Origin of the sequence: Duganella margarita (assembly GCF_009857535.1) — a bacterium.
Taxonomy (GTDB): domain Bacteria; phylum Pseudomonadota; class Gammaproteobacteria; order Burkholderiales; family Burkholderiaceae_D; genus Rugamonas; species Rugamonas margarita.
Genome location: NZ_WWCS01000004.1, coordinates 260,848 through 277,053 on the forward strand (window position 1 = coordinate 260,848; position 16,206 = coordinate 277,053).

The 16,206-nt window shown below is 64.8% G+C and carries 16 protein-coding genes; 9 read left to right on the forward strand and 7 right to left on the reverse strand.

Annotated features, from left to right (window positions below; genetic code table 11):
* The first annotated feature begins 16 nt into the window (after positions 1 to 16).
* Entirely contained in the window at positions 17 to 1,438 is a 1,422-nt protein-coding gene (locus GTP55_RS08350) for an FAD-dependent monooxygenase (protein WP_161044478.1), read from the forward strand.
* Here GTP55_RS08350 and GTP55_RS08355 read toward each other — a convergent pair.
* Positions 1,435 to 2,361, reverse strand: a complete 927-nt coding sequence (locus tag GTP55_RS08355; RefSeq protein ID WP_161044479.1) for a helix-turn-helix domain-containing protein — start codon at positions 2,359 to 2,361, stop codon at positions 1,435 to 1,437. The genes GTP55_RS08350 and GTP55_RS08355 overlap by 4 nt on opposite strands.
* 111 nt (positions 2,362 to 2,472) lie before the next feature.
* Between GTP55_RS08355 and GTP55_RS08360 the strand changes: the two genes are divergently transcribed.
* Genes GTP55_RS08360 through GTP55_RS08375 form a run of 4 tightly spaced genes read left to right on the forward strand, consistent with a single transcriptional unit; the run spans position 2,473 to position 6,091 of the window.
* Entirely contained in the window at positions 2,473 to 3,375 is a 903-nt protein-coding gene (locus GTP55_RS08360) for a DMT family transporter (RefSeq protein WP_161044480.1), read from the forward strand.
* Between the two features lie 8 nt (positions 3,376 to 3,383).
* On the forward strand, positions 3,384 to 5,174 hold the full coding sequence (locus GTP55_RS08365; RefSeq protein ID WP_161044481.1) for an amidohydrolase: 1,791 nt from the start codon (positions 3,384 to 3,386) through the stop codon (positions 5,172 to 5,174).
* Positions 5,175 to 5,204: 30 nt separating this feature from the next.
* Positions 5,205 to 5,714 carry a hypothetical protein gene (locus tag GTP55_RS08370; protein ID WP_161044482.1) on the forward strand — a complete coding sequence of 170 codons (510 nt, stop codon included), beginning with the start codon at positions 5,205 to 5,207 and terminating at the stop codon, positions 5,712 to 5,714.
* A complete protein-coding gene (locus GTP55_RS08375) occupies positions 5,711 to 6,091 on the forward strand; it encodes a hypothetical protein (RefSeq protein ID WP_161044483.1) in 381 nt (126 codons plus the stop codon). Before GTP55_RS08370 ends, GTP55_RS08375 begins: the two co-directional genes overlap by 4 nt.
* A gap of 1 nt (position 6,092) precedes the next feature.
* On the opposite strand, the gene trmB is transcribed toward GTP55_RS08375, so the two are convergent.
* Entirely contained in the window at positions 6,093 to 6,773 is a 681-nt protein-coding gene (gene trmB, locus GTP55_RS08380; RefSeq protein WP_161044626.1) for a tRNA (guanosine(46)-N7)-methyltransferase TrmB, read from the reverse strand.
* 222 nt (positions 6,774 to 6,995) lie between these two features.
* Here trmB and GTP55_RS08385 point away from each other — a divergent pair, with 222 nt between their 5' ends.
* On the forward strand, positions 6,996 to 8,333 hold the full coding sequence (locus tag GTP55_RS08385; protein WP_161044484.1) for a GH1 family beta-glucosidase: 1,338 nt from the start codon (positions 6,996 to 6,998) through the stop codon (positions 8,331 to 8,333).
* A gap of 117 nt (positions 8,334 to 8,450) precedes the next feature.
* Positions 8,451 to 9,824: an MFS transporter gene (locus tag GTP55_RS08390; protein WP_202423622.1), complete on the forward strand. Its 1,374-nt coding sequence runs from the start codon at positions 8,451 to 8,453 to the stop codon at positions 9,822 to 9,824.
* Here GTP55_RS08390 and GTP55_RS08395 read toward each other — a convergent pair.
* On the reverse strand, positions 9,790 to 10,845 hold the full coding sequence (locus GTP55_RS08395) for an acyltransferase family protein (protein WP_161044485.1): 1,056 nt from the start codon (positions 10,843 to 10,845) through the stop codon (positions 9,790 to 9,792). The two genes, GTP55_RS08390 and GTP55_RS08395, sit on opposite strands and share 35 nt — an antisense overlap.
* A 133-nt stretch (positions 10,846 to 10,978) precedes the next feature.
* On the opposite strand from GTP55_RS08395, the gene GTP55_RS29820 reads away from it, so the two are divergent.
* Both GTP55_RS29820 and GTP55_RS08405 read left to right on the forward strand, forming a co-directional pair.
* Complete coding sequence (locus tag GTP55_RS29820; protein ID WP_161044486.1) at positions 10,979 to 12,136, forward strand: sensor histidine kinase; 1,158 nt, start codon at positions 10,979 to 10,981, stop codon at positions 12,134 to 12,136.
* Positions 12,133 to 12,897 carry a LytR/AlgR family response regulator transcription factor gene (locus GTP55_RS08405; protein ID WP_229257825.1) on the forward strand — a complete coding sequence of 255 codons (765 nt, stop codon included), beginning with the start codon at positions 12,133 to 12,135 and terminating at the stop codon, positions 12,895 to 12,897. Before GTP55_RS29820 ends, GTP55_RS08405 begins: the two co-directional genes overlap by 4 nt.
* On the opposite strand, the gene GTP55_RS08410 is transcribed toward GTP55_RS08405, so the two are convergent.
* The 4 genes from GTP55_RS08410 to GTP55_RS08425 form a co-directional block, all read right to left on the reverse strand.
* Positions 12,877 to 13,110 (reverse strand): hypothetical protein, encoded by a 234-nt coding sequence (locus GTP55_RS08410; RefSeq protein WP_161044488.1) that lies wholly within the window; start codon positions 13,108 to 13,110, stop codon positions 12,877 to 12,879. The genes GTP55_RS08405 and GTP55_RS08410 overlap by 21 nt on opposite strands.
* A gap of 68 nt (positions 13,111 to 13,178) precedes the next feature.
* Entirely contained in the window at positions 13,179 to 14,345 is a 1,167-nt protein-coding gene (torT, locus tag GTP55_RS08415) for a TMAO reductase system periplasmic protein TorT (protein ID WP_161044489.1), read from the reverse strand.
* Between the two features lie 5 nt (positions 14,346 to 14,350).
* Entirely contained in the window at positions 14,351 to 15,154 is an 804-nt protein-coding gene (locus tag GTP55_RS08420) for a substrate-binding periplasmic protein (protein ID WP_161044490.1), read from the reverse strand.
* Positions 15,155 to 15,176: 22 nt separating this feature from the next.
* Positions 15,177 to 16,097 carry an alpha/beta hydrolase gene (locus GTP55_RS08425; protein ID WP_161044491.1) on the reverse strand — a complete coding sequence of 307 codons (921 nt, stop codon included), beginning with the start codon at positions 16,095 to 16,097 and terminating at the stop codon, positions 15,177 to 15,179.
* Between the last annotated feature and the right edge of the window lie 109 nt (positions 16,098 to 16,206).

Genomic DNA, 16,206 nt, shown 5'->3' on the forward strand with positions numbered 1-16,206 from the left:
TAGTCTTGGAGATAAAATGAAATGGAATACTGATGTGACCGTAGTTGGCGGGGGGCCGGTGGGGCTGATGCTGGCGTGCGAATTACGCCTGGCAGGCTGCGAGGTGCTACTGCTGGAACGACGCGCCGAGCGTGGCAGCCACTCACGTGCCCTCAGCATGCATGCCCGCACCGTCGAAACTCTGGGCCTGCGCGGGCTGGCGCCGCGCTTCATCGAACGCGGCCGCCCTTTCGCGGTCGGCCATTACGGCGCGCTGGAAACCATGCTGGATTTTTCAGCACTGGACAGCAGCTATCCGTTCCAGCTGGTGATTCCGCAATCGATGACCGAACAGCTACTGGAAGAACATGCGCTGGCCCTCGGGGTGCGCATCCAGCGCGGCGCGCTGGTGGAGACGGTACGGCAAGATGCGGCGGGCGTCGTTGCCACCGGCCAGCTCGGGCAGCAACGCTTCAGCGCCAGCGCTGCCTGGCTGGTCGGATGCGACGGTGCGCGCAGCCTGGTGCGTCAACAGGCCGGCATCGACTTTGAAGGCTACGCTGCCAGCACTACCGCGATTCTCGGCGACGTTCAATTGCGGGCACCGTTGCCTGCGCCTGCCATCATGAAGGTTAGCGAAGAGGGAGTGTTGATGATCGTGCCGCTGGGCGACGGCCTGCATCACCGCCTGATCGTAATCGATGCACGCCGCTGTCGCCTGCCTGTGACGGAACCGGTCACGCTGGCAGAACTGGCCGACGGCGCGCAGCGCATCGCCGGTATAGACTACCTGCCCACCGCGCCCCGCTGGCTGTCACGCTTTTCCGACGAAACGCGCCACGCCGGCCGTTACCGCGAGGGTCGCATCCTGCTGGCAGGTGACGCTGCCCATATCCATATGCCGGCGGGAGGGCAAGGCATGAACGTGGGCATGCAGGACGCCTTCAATCTCGGTTGGAAGCTAGCGGCGGTAGTGCAAGGCCAGGCGCCTCAAGCGCTGCTGGACAGCTACCATGACGAACGCCATCCACTGGGTGCACAGCTATTCCGCAACACCATGGCGCAAACCGTACTGATGACCGCTTTCGATGTGCGCGGCTTGGCGTTGCGTAGTCAGCTCAGCGCCTTGCTCATGCAACCGCAGGCCAATCTGCAACTGGCGCAGGAAATCTCGGGGCTCGGCATCGGCTACCCGGCCTCGCTGAACACGCCGCCGGCAGCTGTCCTGCCGGAATGGAGCGGCCGCCGTCTGCGCGATCACGGCATCGCGCCGGCCGGCAGTGTGCACGGCTTGCTGCACCGCGGCGAGTGGCTGTATTTACGTCTGAGCGACAAGGCGCCGCTCAGCGTTGCCTGCACCGGCCGCGTACACACCGTGCGTGGCGACAGTGATGCGGTACCCGGTGCGCGCGCACTGCTGGTTCGGCCGGATGGATATGTGGACTACGCGCTGGCTTAGGCCTGAATGATGCTGCGGTAACGGCTAGGCGGAGCGCCGATGGCGGCACGGAAGCGGTGGCTGAAGTGGCTCAGGTCTGCATAGCCGCAGGCGTCGGCGATCTGCTGCAATGGCTGATCGCTGCCCTTTAGCAGTGCGCGCGCATGATCGATGCGGCGCGCGGCGATCCATGCCGATGGCGGCATGCCGAACGATACCTTGAACATCCGCACCAGATGGTATTCCGACAGCGATGCCAAAGCCGCCAGCATGCCAAGCGTGATGTTCTGCGACAGGTGCGCTTCGATGAACTCCGCCAGCCGCCGGCGCACCGCTGGCGCCAGACCACCCCGCACGCGCTGCTGATGCTGCGGCACCGATTGCGCCAGCAGCAGATGGCTCAAGGTTTCATGCGCCACCTCGTTGGCGCGCAGCTGCGCGTCCGGACCTTCCCATGGCATGGCTGCCAACGTTGCGCACAGCTGGGCGATGCGCTGATGTTCGAAATAAGTGCGGTCGCTCAAAGTCAGCTCACGCGGTTCGCGGTCCAGCTCCACCACCGCGCGCCGCGTGAAATGCTCGGGCAGGAAGTACAGATGGACGAAGTGCATATGGCCACGCACCGTCCAGCTGGACTCGTGCCAATCCGGCAAGGTGCATAGCCGCTGGGGCGCGCCGTAAATGCCCGGCAGTTCCGAACGCTCGGTGCGGTGGCCGCCCTCAAGATACAGCGACAGCGTGTGGTGCCCCGGCTTGTCGTAACTGGTTTCGGCCACCAGCGTATCGCGCCGCCAGATGGCGACCGCCAGCTCATCCCCCAGCCAGGCAAAGCGCTCCAGCTTGGCATCGGTCTCCGACATGGTCTTGAAAACGGAACGCGACAGCGCGCCTTCCGGCATGGACTGCGACTCAAGAGCATTGGCGATGGCGGGACGTGGCGACATGCAGAAAGTCTAGCATGCCGCCAGCGGCGCTGCCGGCCGCAGGGCCGGCCACAGCGGGATATGCGCAATTTCAGACAAGCCGGCGGCACGCGGGGACGTCATGCTGGCGGCATGAATACACTACTCTACGCACTCACTGTCCTGATCTGGGGTACCACCTGGATCGCCATTTCCTTTCAACTCGGCGTGGTGCCGGCGCCGGTGTCGATCGCCTACCGCTTCTGGATCGCCGCCGCCGTGCTGATGGCGTTCCTGCTCATCAGCCGCAAGCCATGGTGGCCGCCGCGCCAGGCGTGGCCCTACCTGTTCGCGCAAGGGATCGCGCTGTTCTGCGTGAACTTCCTGTGCTTTTACTACGCCAGCCAGTGGATCACCAGCGGGCTGGAAGCGGTGGTGTTCTCCACCGCGCCGCTGTGGAACGCCATCAACGGCCGCCTCTTCCTCGGCAAACCGATCAAGCCGCAGGTGATGGTCGGCGCCCTGCTCGGCCTGTGCGGCATCGTGCTGCTGTTCGCGCCGCAGATGGCCGGCCACTGGCACGACAGCCATACGCTGTGGGGCCTGGCGCTGACCTTGGGCGGTACGCTGTGTTTCTCGTGCGGGAATCTGCTGTCGAGCCGCATGCAGTCGATGGGACTGGGGCTGACGCCGTGGCTGACCAACACCTGGGCCATGCTGATCGGCTCCACCACGCTGGGCGTAGCGGCGCTGGCATTGGGCATGCCGTTTGCGCTTGATCCATCACCGCGTTATCTCGGCGCGCTGCTGTATCTGGCGATTCCCGGCTCGGTGATCGGCTTCACCGCCTACCTGATGCTGGTGGGCCGCATCGGACCTGACCGCGCGGCCTATTCCACGGTATTATTCCCCATCGTAGCGCTGACCATTTCGACCATTTTCGAAGGCTACCATTGGACGCCGCTGGCCCTGTGCGGGCTGGCGCTGGTACTGGCGGGGAATCTGCTGGCGTTTCTGCCGCCGTCCCTGCGCGCCAGACTGATGGGAGCCACATAGGAGACTGCATGATCCGCACCGGCCTTCCCGCTGCACTGATACTGACACTGAGCCTGATCACCACGGCATACGCCGCCGACAAACCGGCCGACACGGTCTACCGCAACGGCTACGTCTACACGGTGGACGCCAAGGACAGCGTGCAGCAGGCGCTGGCGGTGCGCGGCGGGCGCATTGTCTACGTCGGCGATAACGACGGCGTTAAAGCCCTCACCGGCAAGAAGACCGAAGTAATCGACCTGCAAGGCCGCATGCTGATGCCCGGCCTGATCGACGGCCATATGCATCCGCAATCGGGCGGCAGCCGCCTGCTCAATTGCAGCCTGAATTACGAGCCGCTGACGGTTGCGCAGTTCCAGTCGCGCATTCAGACCTGCCTGGACCGCGACAAGAAGTCAGGGCCGGAACGCTGGATGATCGTGGTGAACTGGTTCCAGCAAGGGATGCTGCCGGACGGCGTGGACACCACCGCCGCCACGCTCGACGCGCTGAAGACCGACCGTCCGATCATCGTGCGCTCATCCTTCGGCCACTCGGCGCTGCTGAACACCAAAGGCGTCCAGACTGCGAAGATCACACGCGACACGCCCGATCCGGCCGGCGGCAAGATCACCCGCGACGCCAAGGGCAACGCCACCGGCCTGCTGGAAGATGCTGCGCAGGATCTGGCCATGAATCTGCTGCCGCCGCTGACGGTGGCCGAGAACCTGGCCGCGTCCAAGGCCGCACTGGCGGCGATGCGCCAGCAAGGCATCACCACCTTTCTCGACGCTTACACCGATCCCGAAACCATGACCGCCTTCACCGACCTGCAAAAACAGGGCAAGCTGACGGCGCGCGCGCACTTCGCGGTGCTGATCGACCTCGATAAAGGCGCGACGCCGCAAAGCGCGGTGGCCGAGCTGCTCAAGCAGCAAAAGCAGTTCGACCAGGGACCGACCAGGGTTGCGCCATCGATGCAGGTGCGCCACGCCAAGCTGTTCATGGACGGCGTGATCTCGGCGCCCGCCTTCACCGGCGCCATGATCGAGCCGTACCTCACCAACAAAGGCACGCCGGAGAAACCGGACTGGCAGCCCGGGCCGCACAACGGCCCGCCGAGCTACTTCACGCCGGAAGCGCTGCGCACCACGCTGAAAGAACTGGCGCGCGCGCACATCGATCCGCACATCCACGTCGACGGCGACCGCGCCGTGCGCGAATCGCTGGACGCCATCGAAGACCTGCGCGCCACGCCGGAAGGCAAGCGCGTTCGTCCCGCATTGGCGCACGACGAAATCGTCGACCCGGCCGACTATCCGCGCTTTGCGCAGCTGGACGTGACGCCGGTGCTGTCGTTCCAGTGGGCCAAGCCGGCGCCGGACACCGTGGGCGCGCTCAAGGACTACATGGGCCCGCGCCGCTACGCCGTGGTCGAACCGCAGGCGCTGCTGCTCAACGCCGGCGCGCGCATCGCCTATGGCAGCGATTGGCCGGTCGATCCGCTGGACGAGTGGTTCGCGCTGAAGGTCGGCGTAACCCGCACCGCCGCGCCGGATGCCGGCAAGGAGTACGCCGGCCGGCTGACCGCGCAACCGGGCATGCCGCGCGCCGAGGTGCTGCGGGCAATTACGCTGAACGCGGCCTACACGCTGCGCCAGGAAAAGGACAGCGGTTCGCTAGAGGTGGGCAAGCTGGCCGACATGATTGTCCTTGACCGTAACTTCTTCACGATACCTGCCGAGGACATCGCCAACATCAAGGTGCTGCTGACGGTGGTGGGCGGCAAAATCGTCTACCAGTCCAAATTCATGCGTTAAGATGGCGGCCTTTGTTTAAGTAAGCACGCCATGACATCCATAATCTCCCTGTTGATCATCCTCGCCACGGGGCTGGTGGTCTACGCCATCATCAAGAGCAATCCGGTCAAGCCGCAGCCGTTGCCGCTGCCGTCCGGCGTGCCGTATGAGCCCGCGCTGCCGGATAGCGCGCCGGCGCTGCACTGGTCCGACGGCGGCCGCTTCATGGTGGAGCTGATGAACGAGTCGCGCTATCAGCCAACGCTGCAAGCGCTGGCCGGCGCGCATGGCGACAGCGCTGCCGCCGCACCGTATGTAGCGACGCTGATGCCGGACGATCGCAACGCCTACGAGAACGAAGCGGTGGCAGTGTTTATCGAAGGCCGCATGGTCGGCTATCTGTCGCAGAAGGCGTCGATCAGGTTCCGCGAACTGCTGCGCAAGAAGGAAGCCGCCGGCCAGTTGAGCACCGTCGATGCGCAGGTGCGCGGCGGCGCGCTGTGGCAGGGCAAGCGCCTGCAGTACATCGTGGTGCTGGACGTGGAGCCGCTGGAGAAATGAACAGGCTTGCGGCCGCGTTGATGGTGTTCGCTGCGCCGGCGCTGGCCGCCGAGCCGCTGGCGATCCACTACAACGAACGGCCGCCGTATCACTACACCATGGGCGGCATGGCGCAAGGCGAAGGCATCGACAAGCTGCTGGTTGCGCTGCGGGCCGCGAACATCCCCTACCAGCTGCGCAGCACCCCGGCCAAGCAGCAGCTGATCCTGTTGAAAGCGAATTTGCAGCCAGCCTGCATGCTGGCCTGGGTCGGCCTGCCGGGCCGCGAACGCGCCGGCAAACTCTCCGAGATAGTCTATGACGACCGCCGCCTGTGGTGCACGCAGGCGACGCCGGATGACGTGATGCAGCGCCTGAACAAAGCGCTGCGAAAGTAACTTACTTCTTGGTGAAGACCAGATCCCATACGCCATGGCCCAGCTTCAGGCCGCGGTTTTCAAACTTGGTCAGCGGACGATACGCCGGCTGCGGGGCATAGCCTTCAGCGGTATTCTGCAAGCCTTCTTCCGCACTCAGTACTTCCAGCATCTGCACCGCGTAGTCTTCCCAGTCGGTGGCCAGATGGAGATAGCCGCCCACTTCCAGCTTCTGCACCAGATGCTTGACGAACGGCGACTGGATCAGGCGGCGCTTGTTGTGGCGCGCCTTGTGCCACGGGTCCGGGAAGTAGATATGCACGCCGTGCAGCGAACCATCCGGAATCATGAAGTTCAACACTTCCACCGCATCGTGCTGGATGGCTTTCAGGTTGGTCAGATTCTGCTCGCCGATCAGCTTCAGCAAACTGCCCACGCCCGGCGTGTGCACTTCCACGCCGATGAAGTCCTTCTCCGGCATTACGCCGGCGATGTGCGCCGTGGTGCCGCCCATGCCAAAGCCGATCTCCAGCACCACCGGCGCCTTGCGGCCAAAGGCCTGCTCGTAATCCAGCGGCGCTTTCTCGTACGGGATCAGGAACTGCGGCCCAAGTTCTTCCAGCGAGCGCGCCTGCGCGGTCGACAGGCGGCCGGCACGCGTGACGAAACTGCGGATGCGGTGTTCGGTCGGGTCGTACAGCATGGCGCGCGCTGGGGCGTCTTTAGGCGTATCGGAAGACATGGTCGGATTCAGCAAAAATTTAGTGAGGCGGCATTATATCAGGCTTGCCTGCGCGCTTTTTCAAATCGATTGACACTCACATGCAGTTGAGGTCTAATCATCATCTGAGGCGTGAAATCGTTTTCAAACGTAGTTATGTCCTCCCCTCCGCACCCGTTAATCCTATTAAAACGATAAAGACACATGACCGATTTCACGCAATTCCCACCTTCGTTTACCTGGGGCGTTGCCACCAGTGCTTTCCAGATTGAAGGCGGCGCGACCGCCGACGGCAAAGGCCCGTCGATCTGGGATACCTTCAGCCACACGCCGGGCAAAGTCATCGACGGCACCAACGGCGACGTCGCCTGCGACCACTACAACCGCTACCCGGAAGACGTGGCCATCATGGCCAGCCTGGGCGTGGACGCCTACCGCTTCTCGATGGCCTGGGCGCGCGTGCAGCCGCAGGGCAAAGGCGCGTGGAACGAAGCCGGCTGGGATTTCTACGACCGCCTGCTGAAGGAACTGGAAAGCAAAAATATCGCCGCCCACATCACGCTGTACCACTGGGATTTGCCGCAAGGCCTGCAGGACGAAGGGGGCTGGCTCAATCGCGACACCGCGTACCACTTCGCCGAATACGCGGCGGAAGTGGCGCGCCGCTTCGGCAATCGGGTGAAAACGATTGCAACGCACAATGAGCCATGGTGCACGGCCAACCTGGGCTACGGCAACGCGCAATTCGCGCCGGGCGTGGCGGACCTGAAGCAATCGATCCAGGTCTCGCACCATCTGGTGCTGTCGCACGGCCTGGCGATGACCGCCATGCGCAAGGTCGGCAGCTCGGCCCAGCTGGGTATTGTGCTGAACCAGTGGACCGCCGATCCGGCCACTGACAGCGACGCCGACAAGGCCGCCGCCGAATTTGAATATTCGCGCTCGGTCGAATGGTTCATGGACCCGATCTTCAAGGGCAAGTACCCGGAACTGGCGCTCAAGGTCCACGGCGACAACGCGCCGGAAGTGCAGGACGGCGACCTGGAAGCCGCACACCAGAAGATCGACTTCCTCGGCGTGAACTACTACTTCCGCGCCTTCTGCTCGACCGAAACGCCGCCGCGCCAGCCGGAGTGCAAACTGGGCAAGACCGACATGGGCTGGGAAATCTACCCGGACGGCCTGACCGAACTGCTGCTCAAGCTGAACGCCGATTACGACCTGCCGCCGATCTACATCACCGAAAACGGCATGGCAAATCCGGACACCATCGTCAACGGCGAAGTGCCGGACGAAGCGCGCATCGATTTCGTCCAGCGCCACCTGAAGGCCCTGAACGACGCCCGCCTGCAAGGCGTGAACATCCAGGGCTACTTCCTGTGGTCGCTGCTGGACAACTTTGAATGGAACTCCGGCTACGCCAAGCGTTTCGGCATCGTCCACGTCGACTACGAAACCCAGAAGCGCACGCCGAAGCACAGCGCGCTGTGGTATCGCGATTACCTGGTCCAACAGCGCGCAGAGAAACAGCACGCTGCCTGAGCAACGCAACCGTAGTACCGCCGCCGGCCTCTGGCCGGCGGTTCCCGTTTTAATGTTTTACGAAAAATGGCCGCAGAGCCAGTGCTACACTCCACCGAGAACAACGAGGACGACACTATGAGCACCGCCCCTTCCGCCCTGCCGCAAGAACCGCCGGCCGCCGCCGCGCCATCGACTCCGACGCCGCCACCATCGCTGCTGCGCGCCATGTTCGCGCGCAATACGCCGATGCTGTGGGTGCCGAGCGGCTACTTCGCCATGGCGCTGACGTATGTGATGCTGACCAGCGTCACCTCCATCATGTTCAAGAACCTGGGCATGGACAACGGCCAGGCCGCGCAATACGCCAGCTACCTGATCCTGGCCTACACCATCAAGCCGCTGTTCGCGCCGTTCGTGGAAATGTACCGCACCAAGAAGTTCTTCGTGCTGTGCGCGCAGCTGATCGTCGGCGTCGGCTTTGCCGGCGTGGCGCTGGCGATGTCGCTGCCGGATTACATGGTCATCATGGTGTTCCTGTTCGGCATACTGTCGCTGGTTGGCGCCACCCAGGACATCGCCTCGGACGGCGTCTACGTCACCGCGCTCGATGGCAAGACCCAGTCGCTGTTCTGCGGCATCCAGAGTCTGAGCTGGAACATCGGCCCCATCGTCGCCTCGGGCGGCATGGTGTACCTGAGCGGCTGGCTGCACACGCATTACTTCCACCACCAGGCCGGCGTGTTCGGACCGGAGTGGATCGAATCGTGGCGCGTGATCTTCTTCATCGTCGCCGGCATCACCATCCTCACCGCGCTGTGGCATATGCGCGTGATGCCGGACGGCGCCAAGGCAGAAAATGCACCACGCTCGGCGGCCGAAGCGGCCTTCATCCTCAAGGATTCCTTCGTCACCTTCTTCCAGAAGCGCGACGTCTGGCTGATGGTGGGCTTTGCGTTTGTGTTCCGCCTCAGTATCGGCCTGCTGGAAAAGATCGGCCCCTTCTTCATGGTCGATCCGGTGGCGCAGGGCGGCCTTGGCCTGTCGAACGAGATGCTGGGCCTGATCTACGGCACCTATGGCCTGATCGCGGTGCTGGTTGGTTCGCTGCTGGGCGGGATCTTCGTGGCCCGTCGCGGTTTGCAGAACACCTTGTTCATCCTGTGCTGCGCGGTCAACATCCCCAACGTCACCTTCCTGTTGATGAGCATCTACCAGCCGGATAACCTGATGATCATCAGCGCCGGCGTGGCGGTCGAGAAGTTCTTCTACGGCTTCGGCTCGGTGGGCTTCATGATCTACCTGATGCAGCAACTGGCGCCAGGCAAATACACCACCACCCACTACGCCTTCGGCACCGGCCTGATGGGCCTCTGCATGATGGTGACCGGTGTGGTCAGCGGCCACCTGCAGCAGATGCTGGGCTATGTGCACTACTTCTGGCTGGTGATGGCGGCCACTATTCCGTCCTTCCTGGTTACGTGGTTCGCGCCGTTCCACAATAAGGAGTAAGCGGGAACCAGGCCGCGCGCAGGCGCATGAAGGGCTGCTCGACCAGTTGGTACAGCAGCCACCCGCCGCCTACGCCGGCCAGCATCACCAACGCAATACCGGGCGCCGCATGACGGTCCAGCGGCAATGCCTCCCCCACCACTTTGAACAGCGGCTTGTGCGCCAGGTAGATCGCGTACGACCACAAGGCCAGGCTCTCCGCGCCCGGCACGCGCACCCGCGCCAGCAGCGATGAAGGGCTGAGCGCCGCCAACAGCAGCAGGCTGAAACTCAACGCCAGCAGCGTAAAGCCGAACGCCGTCATGAAGAACGATTCGTCATCGAAGCGCGCCAGCAGCACGCCACCCAACACCAGTCCCGCCGCCAGCAGCAGATTGCCATGGCGTAGAATGCGTTCATACAACGGGGCGTGGTGGTTCTTCAGCAGGGCAATCGCCACGCCGGGCAGCAGTTCGTCGAAGCGCGCGAAGGTGGAATAGTACAGCTCCTGCGAAAACGGCTGCATGCCGTGCGACCAGCCGTTGATGCGGAAGGCAATGGCGCCCGCCACGGCCAGCGCCATGCCGCCCCAGATCCAGCGCGGACGGCGCAACAGCAGAAGCGCCAGCGGCAGGATCAGGTAGAACTGCTCCTCGATACACAGCGACCATGAATGGGTGAAGGTCTGGCCATATTGCAGGCCGAGGTTCTGCGTGAAGCTCAGGAAGCGCCATAGCGGCGCGGTGGCGCTGCCGCCCAGCGTCGCCGGCAGCAGGAAATACGCGGCCAGCACCACGTAGTAGTTCGGCACGGTGCGCAGCAGGCGGCGGCCGAAGAAGGTCGACAGCGGCATGCGCTGCGCCAGCAGCTGATTGCCGATCAGGTAGCCGCTCAAGACAAAGAACAGGTCCACGCCGGCCCAGCCGATGCGTCCCGCCTCGCCAAAGTCGCGGCCACCGGCCACCACGCCGTAGTGGTACATCAGCACCAGCACAATCGCTGCGGCGCGCAAGGTATCCAGCCCGTGTATCCTGCCCTTCATTGTGTTCCTTTGAGATGTGCAAAAAGGCGATTCTGCCGCCGCCGCGCGGCCTTGCGCAAGGCGTGGGACGAAAGGCCGGTTCCATGTGACGCAGCCACCCGGCAGCGCAAAACGCCCTGCTATACTCGCGCCGATGACCTCCCCGCCTAACGCCAAACTCGCAACCGCGCTTGCCACGCCAAGCATCGCGCCGCCGACCGCCGCCGCGCATGGGGCGCAGCATCCGCGCTGGGCCGCCGTGCTGCAAGCGGTGGTGCTCAACGCGCTGGCGTGGGCCGCGATCAGCGCGGCCGGTGCTTATGGCGCGGCCAACGCCACCAGCTTCCTGCGGCTCTGGCAGCAATGGTGCATCGACTACCTGCCGATGCTGCTGCTCAGCGCCACGCTGTGTCTCGCGCTGCTGCGCTGGCCCACGCTGTTTGAACCATGGCGCAACATCGTCGGCTTCTTCATCGTGGTGATGGTCGTATTCCAGCCGCTGCAATGGCTGTATGTCGACTGGATACGCCATGGCGGCGACGTCGCCGGCATCAACCTGGAAAACATCTACCAGGCGCGCCTGCGCATGCGCCGTTTCAGCTGGTTCGTCACCGGCGCCACGTTCGCCATCATCGTCGGCATCGGCAACTGGCGGCTGGCGCGCGCGCGTGAACACGCCTTGCAGCGCACCCACACGCACAACCTCGAACTGTCGCTGGCACTGGAGCAGCAGCGCATGCTGTCGCTGCGCGCGCAACTGGAGCCGCACTTCATCTTCAACGCATTGAACGCCATCAGTGCTCTGGTACGGGATGGCGACAAGGCCGTGTCACTGCAAGGCATCAGCCGCCTGAGCGACCTGCTGCGCTACGCATTGTCGGCCAGCCTGCGCGACACCGTGCGCCTCGGCGAAGAACTGCAATTCATCCACGACTACACCGACCTGCAACGCCTGCGCTACGGCGAACGCCTGCACATCGATATCCACTGCGACGACGCCGCGCTGCACGAAGCCCAATGCCCGCCGCTGCTGCTGCAACCGCTGATCGAAAACGCGCTGCGCCACGACCTCGATGGCCACGACGGCCGCAGCGACATCCGCGTCCACATCACCCGCCACGAGTCCGAACTGCTGATGACCGTCTCCAACCCACTGAGCGCGCAGGCGCCGGCCAACCCCGGCACCGGCCTCGGATTGAAGAACACGCGCGAGCGGCTGGGGATGTTCAACCCAGCCGCCTCGCTGCACACCGAAACGCGCGGCGACCGCTTCTACGCCGAAATCCGCCTGCCGCTGGGAGACTGGGATTGATCCGCTATATCATCGTTGACGACGAAGCGCCCGGCCGCGCCAACCTGCGGCTGGCCATGCAGGCGCAAGCCGGCTGGCGGCTGCTGGCCGAATGCGACAGCGCCGCCGCCGCCCGCGAGGCCATGGCGCGCACGCCGGCCGACGTCATCTTCCTCGATATCCAGATGCCGCGCGAAAGCGGGCTGGAACTGGCGCGTGAGCTGAGCCGCCTGCCGGCGCCGCCATTGATCGTCTTCGTCACCGCCTACAACACCCACGCGGTGGACGCGTTTGAGGTCCACGCGCTGGACTACCTGCTCAAGCCCATCGACGACCGCCGGCTGGCGCAAGCCATCGAGCGCGCCAACGCCATGCTCGGGCTGCGCCAGCACGACGCCTACCGCGCCGCGCTGCAAGGCTACACCGCCGCCACCCACACTCAGCAGATGGACAGCTTCAGCGTGCGGTCGGTGGGCAGCATTGAACAGATCCCCGTGCGCGACGTGCTGTGGCTACAGGCGGCGGGAAATTATGTGGAGTTGCATCTGGCGGCGCGCACGGTGCTGCACCGGGTGCCGCTAAGCCGCGTCGAGCAGCTGCTGCGGCCGGAGGACTTCCTGCGCGTGCACCGCACCGCCATCGTGCGGCGCGATCAGGTGCGGCGCCTGTCGGTGGTGGGTGACGGCCGCTATCAGCTGACGCTGGCCTGCGGCGCGCAACTGGCGGTCAGCGCGCGCCATCTCGCGGAACTGAAAACCTGTCTAGGCTTCGCCGCTCAGTGAACGCAAATCTTCCTCGCGGACGCGGCGCTCGGGGGACAGCACGCGGGCGATGACTTGCGGATTGAGTCCCATATTCTGCAGCATCTCCACCGCGCCGGGCGTGCCGATGTCGCGCTGGACCTGCAATGCCTGCCGCACGATGAAATCAAACGAATGCCAACCCGCGGTATCGGACGTCTGCGGCCGTTGGCGCCTGTCGTGTTCCGGTGTCATGATGGCGTCCTCCCCTTTGCATCCAGATAGATTAACGCAAGATGGGGCCGCGTGCGCGTCCGGTAGCCTTATTCTCTGGCCGGGTCGTAGGACAACTGTGGCCGGTAGCCTTCCGGCGCGATCGAGGTATCAAACGGATAGTTAGCCAGGTTCTGCTGGTCCAGCATGCCCAGCTTGACCAGGATGGTGTGCGGCTGTTCCCTGGCGCGGCCTTCCAGCAGATTGACGGCGGCGTTGATCGCCACCCGCGCCTGGCTGACGCCCTTGGTATCGGCCGCCGCCGAGATTTCCTTGCTGCGAATCAACTGCGCGATCTCGCCGGTGAGGTCGTACGCCACCACGCGGATTTTGTCGTTCAGCCTGGCCGCCTTGATCGGCGCCAGCGCCGCCGGTGCACAGCCGGTGCAGCCCAGAATATAGTCGAGCCGCGCGCCGTGCTTGTTGAGAATGCGGCCGGTCAGTTGCGCCTGCAACCCGCGCTCGCTGTCGCCGTAGCGGATATCCAGGATGTTGACCTCGATCGGCGCCTCCTGCGCGGCGATGCGCGTGCCATCCACCTCGCCCTTGACCCAGCCGGCGCCCATCGGTCCCGGCAGCAAGGCGATGTTGATGGTCTTCAGGCCGCGCTGCTGGGCGTCGCGGATGGCCCAGCGCGTCGCTTCCATGCCCATGCTGCGCAGCGACGTGGTGACTTTCACCGCCAGCTCTTCGCTGCGGCTGTCGTTGGCCAGCTCCAGCACCGGAATGCCGACCGCGCGCGCCTTGGCGATCGACAGGTTGTTGGCCGTCATGCTGATCGGCGACACCACGATGGCGTCATATCTGGCGGCGATGGCCTCGTCCATTTTCTGCAACTGGCCGTGCAGGTCGTCGTAGCCGCTGGCGGGCAGGATATCGACCGCCACGCCCAGCCGCCTGGCCTCGCTGATGACGCCGTACGCCACGCCGGCCCAGTACGGGTCCTTCATGTGCGGGAACAGGAAGGCGATGCGCCAGTGCTTGCCGGCGCGCGCGGCTGGCGGATACACACCCGCCACCACGCGGCCGCTGGCCAGCGCATCGTCGGCGGTGCCGTTGGCCTGCACCGGGCGAAAGATGGAATTGACCGGGATCGGGGCGAACGGCTGCCCGGATTTCGGCGACGCCTGCTGCGTCGGCCCGGCCGCGTAGCACAAGCCGGCTGTCGCCAACAGCGCGAGGGGGAGCAAGCCCAGGGGGAACAAACCTATCTTCATGATCGTTATCCGCGTTGATCCGCACAGCTGGCGGCGGGACGGGCGGTGTCGGCGGCCGGTACCAGCACGCCGTTGCGCGCACCCAGCCGCGCCAGTTCACCGGAGCGTACCATTTCCGTAAACAGCACGTTATAACGCGCGCGCACGGCAGAGAATTTGGGATCACGCGGGAAGGCCAGGTAGCCATCCAGTTGCGTGATGTCGGGACACAGCAGCGTCAGCGCACCATCCAGATGGAGGTTGTTGATCAGTGCCGTGCTGTTGCGTTGATTGGTGGCCAGCAGTTCGACGCGGCCATGGGCCAGCATCTGCAGGCCGTTTTCCAGCTGCGACACCTCGCTGACATCGAGCAGCTTGCGGGCCCGGTCGAACTGGGCGCCGTAGTGCCAGCCGCGCACGGCGGCCAGACGGTGGGGTTTCAGCGCGGTCAGGTCGCCCTGCCACGGCGGCGCGCTGTCGCGGCGCGCGTAAAACACCAGGCGGTCGCGGTAAAACGGTTGGTCGAGAAAGGCAAACCGCAGCAGCCGCTCGGGCGACTGGTAGGGGCCGACCAGGATATCGGCCTGGGCCCGCTCCACCATGGCCTGCGCGCGTGGCCACGGATACAGCTGGAAGCGGATGGTGTCGCCGGCGCGCGCGGCCAGCAGGCGCAGTACGTCCACGCCCAGTCCGCGCCACTGGCCGTCCCGGCCCTCCTCAAAAATATTGCTGAAGGTGGCGCCGACCGCCAGACGCTCGACCGCATATGCCGGCTGCGGCGCAAACGCGCCGATCGCCAGGGCCAGCAGAAGAGAGGTCGTCTTTCGCATCGTGTCTGAATACTAGCATGAGCTATCGCAAGTATTGCTGCAAGAATGTGACTGTCTTGTCTACCGTTGGCTGGAGCCAGGGATCGAACAGCCAGAACGAATGCGGCGTGCCGGACAGGATTAGCTCATCGCTGGCGACGCCGAGCGCCGTCATCTGTTCCCGCATCGCTTCGCGGCCGGCGGAAAAACGCGGCTGCGCGCTGCCGATGAACAGAATCGGCGGCATGCCGGCGTGGACGTACTGGATGGGCGAGGCCTCGCGCCACCGCGCGGGCTGCTCTTCGTAGCGGCCGCCGAACCAGGCCCCGGCCGCAGACGGATTTTTCTTCGGATCGTTCTCGTACTTCAGCGCCAGTTCGGTGGTGAAGTCGGAAAGGCCGTCGATGTTGACGATGGCCTTGACGTCGCCGCCGGCCGTGACGCCGGCCAGGCTGGCGATCTGGCCGCCGGCCGAACCGCCGGCCAGGGCGATGCGCTGCGGATCGAGGCCGAACTGCGCCGCATGGGCACGCACCCAGCGCACCGCATCCTGCACGTCCTGCACGGCGGCCGGATAGCGCGCTTCGCCCGACAGGCGATAGCTGAGCGTGACCGCCGCATAGCCGTGCTCGGTCAGGCGCAGCGCCATCGGCACGAACTCGGCACGGTAGCCGGACTTCCAGCCGCCACCGTGGACGAATACCACCACCGGCAGTTTGTCGCCGGGCGGGCGATACAGGTCCAGCATCAGGCAGCGGGCGCCGTATTGGGCGTAGACCTGGTCGGCGGTCTTGCGCACGCCGGGCGGCAGCGCGTCGGTGGCGATGTGGATATCCGGATAGTCGCGCACCAGCTTGTCGTAGGTGTGCGGCGCATCGTAGGTATTGGCCGGATCGGGCGGCGGCGCCACGCACGGCGGCGCGGCCAGCAGGGCGGCGGCAACAACGGCACTCAGGACAGGCATCAAGACCTCGGCGAAAGACACAAGCCCCCAGTATAGCGTGCGGCGCCAGCCAAACCCGCAAACCACTGCGGCCAGGGTCCGACCCCGTACGGGGTCGGACCCTTTCGTT

What these genes read in the sequence shown, in the direction of transcription:
- GTP55_RS08350 (WP_161044478.1), top strand. Translation starts at nt 17, where the DNA reads ATGAAATGGAATACTGATGTGACCGTAGTTGGCGGGGGGCCGGTGGGG.
- GTP55_RS08355 (WP_161044479.1), bottom strand. Translation starts at nt 2,361, where the DNA reads ATGTCGCCACGTCCCGCCATCGCCAATGCTCTTGAGTCGCAGTCCATG.
- GTP55_RS08360 (WP_161044480.1), top strand. Translation starts at nt 2,473, where the DNA reads ATGAATACACTACTCTACGCACTCACTGTCCTGATCTGGGGTACCACC.
- GTP55_RS08365 (WP_161044481.1), top strand. Translation starts at nt 3,384, where the DNA reads ATGATCCGCACCGGCCTTCCCGCTGCACTGATACTGACACTGAGCCTG.
- GTP55_RS08370 (WP_161044482.1), top strand. Translation starts at nt 5,205, where the DNA reads ATGACATCCATAATCTCCCTGTTGATCATCCTCGCCACGGGGCTGGTG.
- GTP55_RS08375 (WP_161044483.1), top strand. Translation starts at nt 5,711, where the DNA reads ATGAACAGGCTTGCGGCCGCGTTGATGGTGTTCGCTGCGCCGGCGCTG.
- trmB (WP_161044626.1), bottom strand. Translation starts at nt 6,773, where the DNA reads ATGCTGTACGACCCGACCGAACACCGCATCCGCAGTTTCGTCACGCGT.
- GTP55_RS08385 (WP_161044484.1), top strand. Translation starts at nt 6,996, where the DNA reads ATGACCGATTTCACGCAATTCCCACCTTCGTTTACCTGGGGCGTTGCC.
- GTP55_RS08390 (WP_202423622.1), top strand. Translation starts at nt 8,451, where the DNA reads ATGAGCACCGCCCCTTCCGCCCTGCCGCAAGAACCGCCGGCCGCCGCC.
- GTP55_RS08395 (WP_161044485.1), bottom strand. Translation starts at nt 10,845, where the DNA reads ATGAAGGGCAGGATACACGGGCTGGATACCTTGCGCGCCGCAGCGATT.
- GTP55_RS29820 (WP_161044486.1), top strand. Translation starts at nt 10,979, where the DNA reads ATGACCTCCCCGCCTAACGCCAAACTCGCAACCGCGCTTGCCACGCCA.
- GTP55_RS08410 (WP_161044488.1), bottom strand. Translation starts at nt 13,110, where the DNA reads ATGACACCGGAACACGACAGGCGCCAACGGCCGCAGACGTCCGATACC.
- torT (WP_161044489.1), bottom strand. Translation starts at nt 14,345, where the DNA reads ATGAAGATAGGTTTGTTCCCCCTGGGCTTGCTCCCCCTCGCGCTGTTG.
- GTP55_RS08420 (WP_161044490.1), bottom strand. Translation starts at nt 15,154, where the DNA reads ATGCGAAAGACGACCTCTCTTCTGCTGGCCCTGGCGATCGGCGCGTTT.
- GTP55_RS08425 (WP_161044491.1), bottom strand. Translation starts at nt 16,097, where the DNA reads ATGCCTGTCCTGAGTGCCGTTGTTGCCGCCGCCCTGCTGGCCGCGCCG.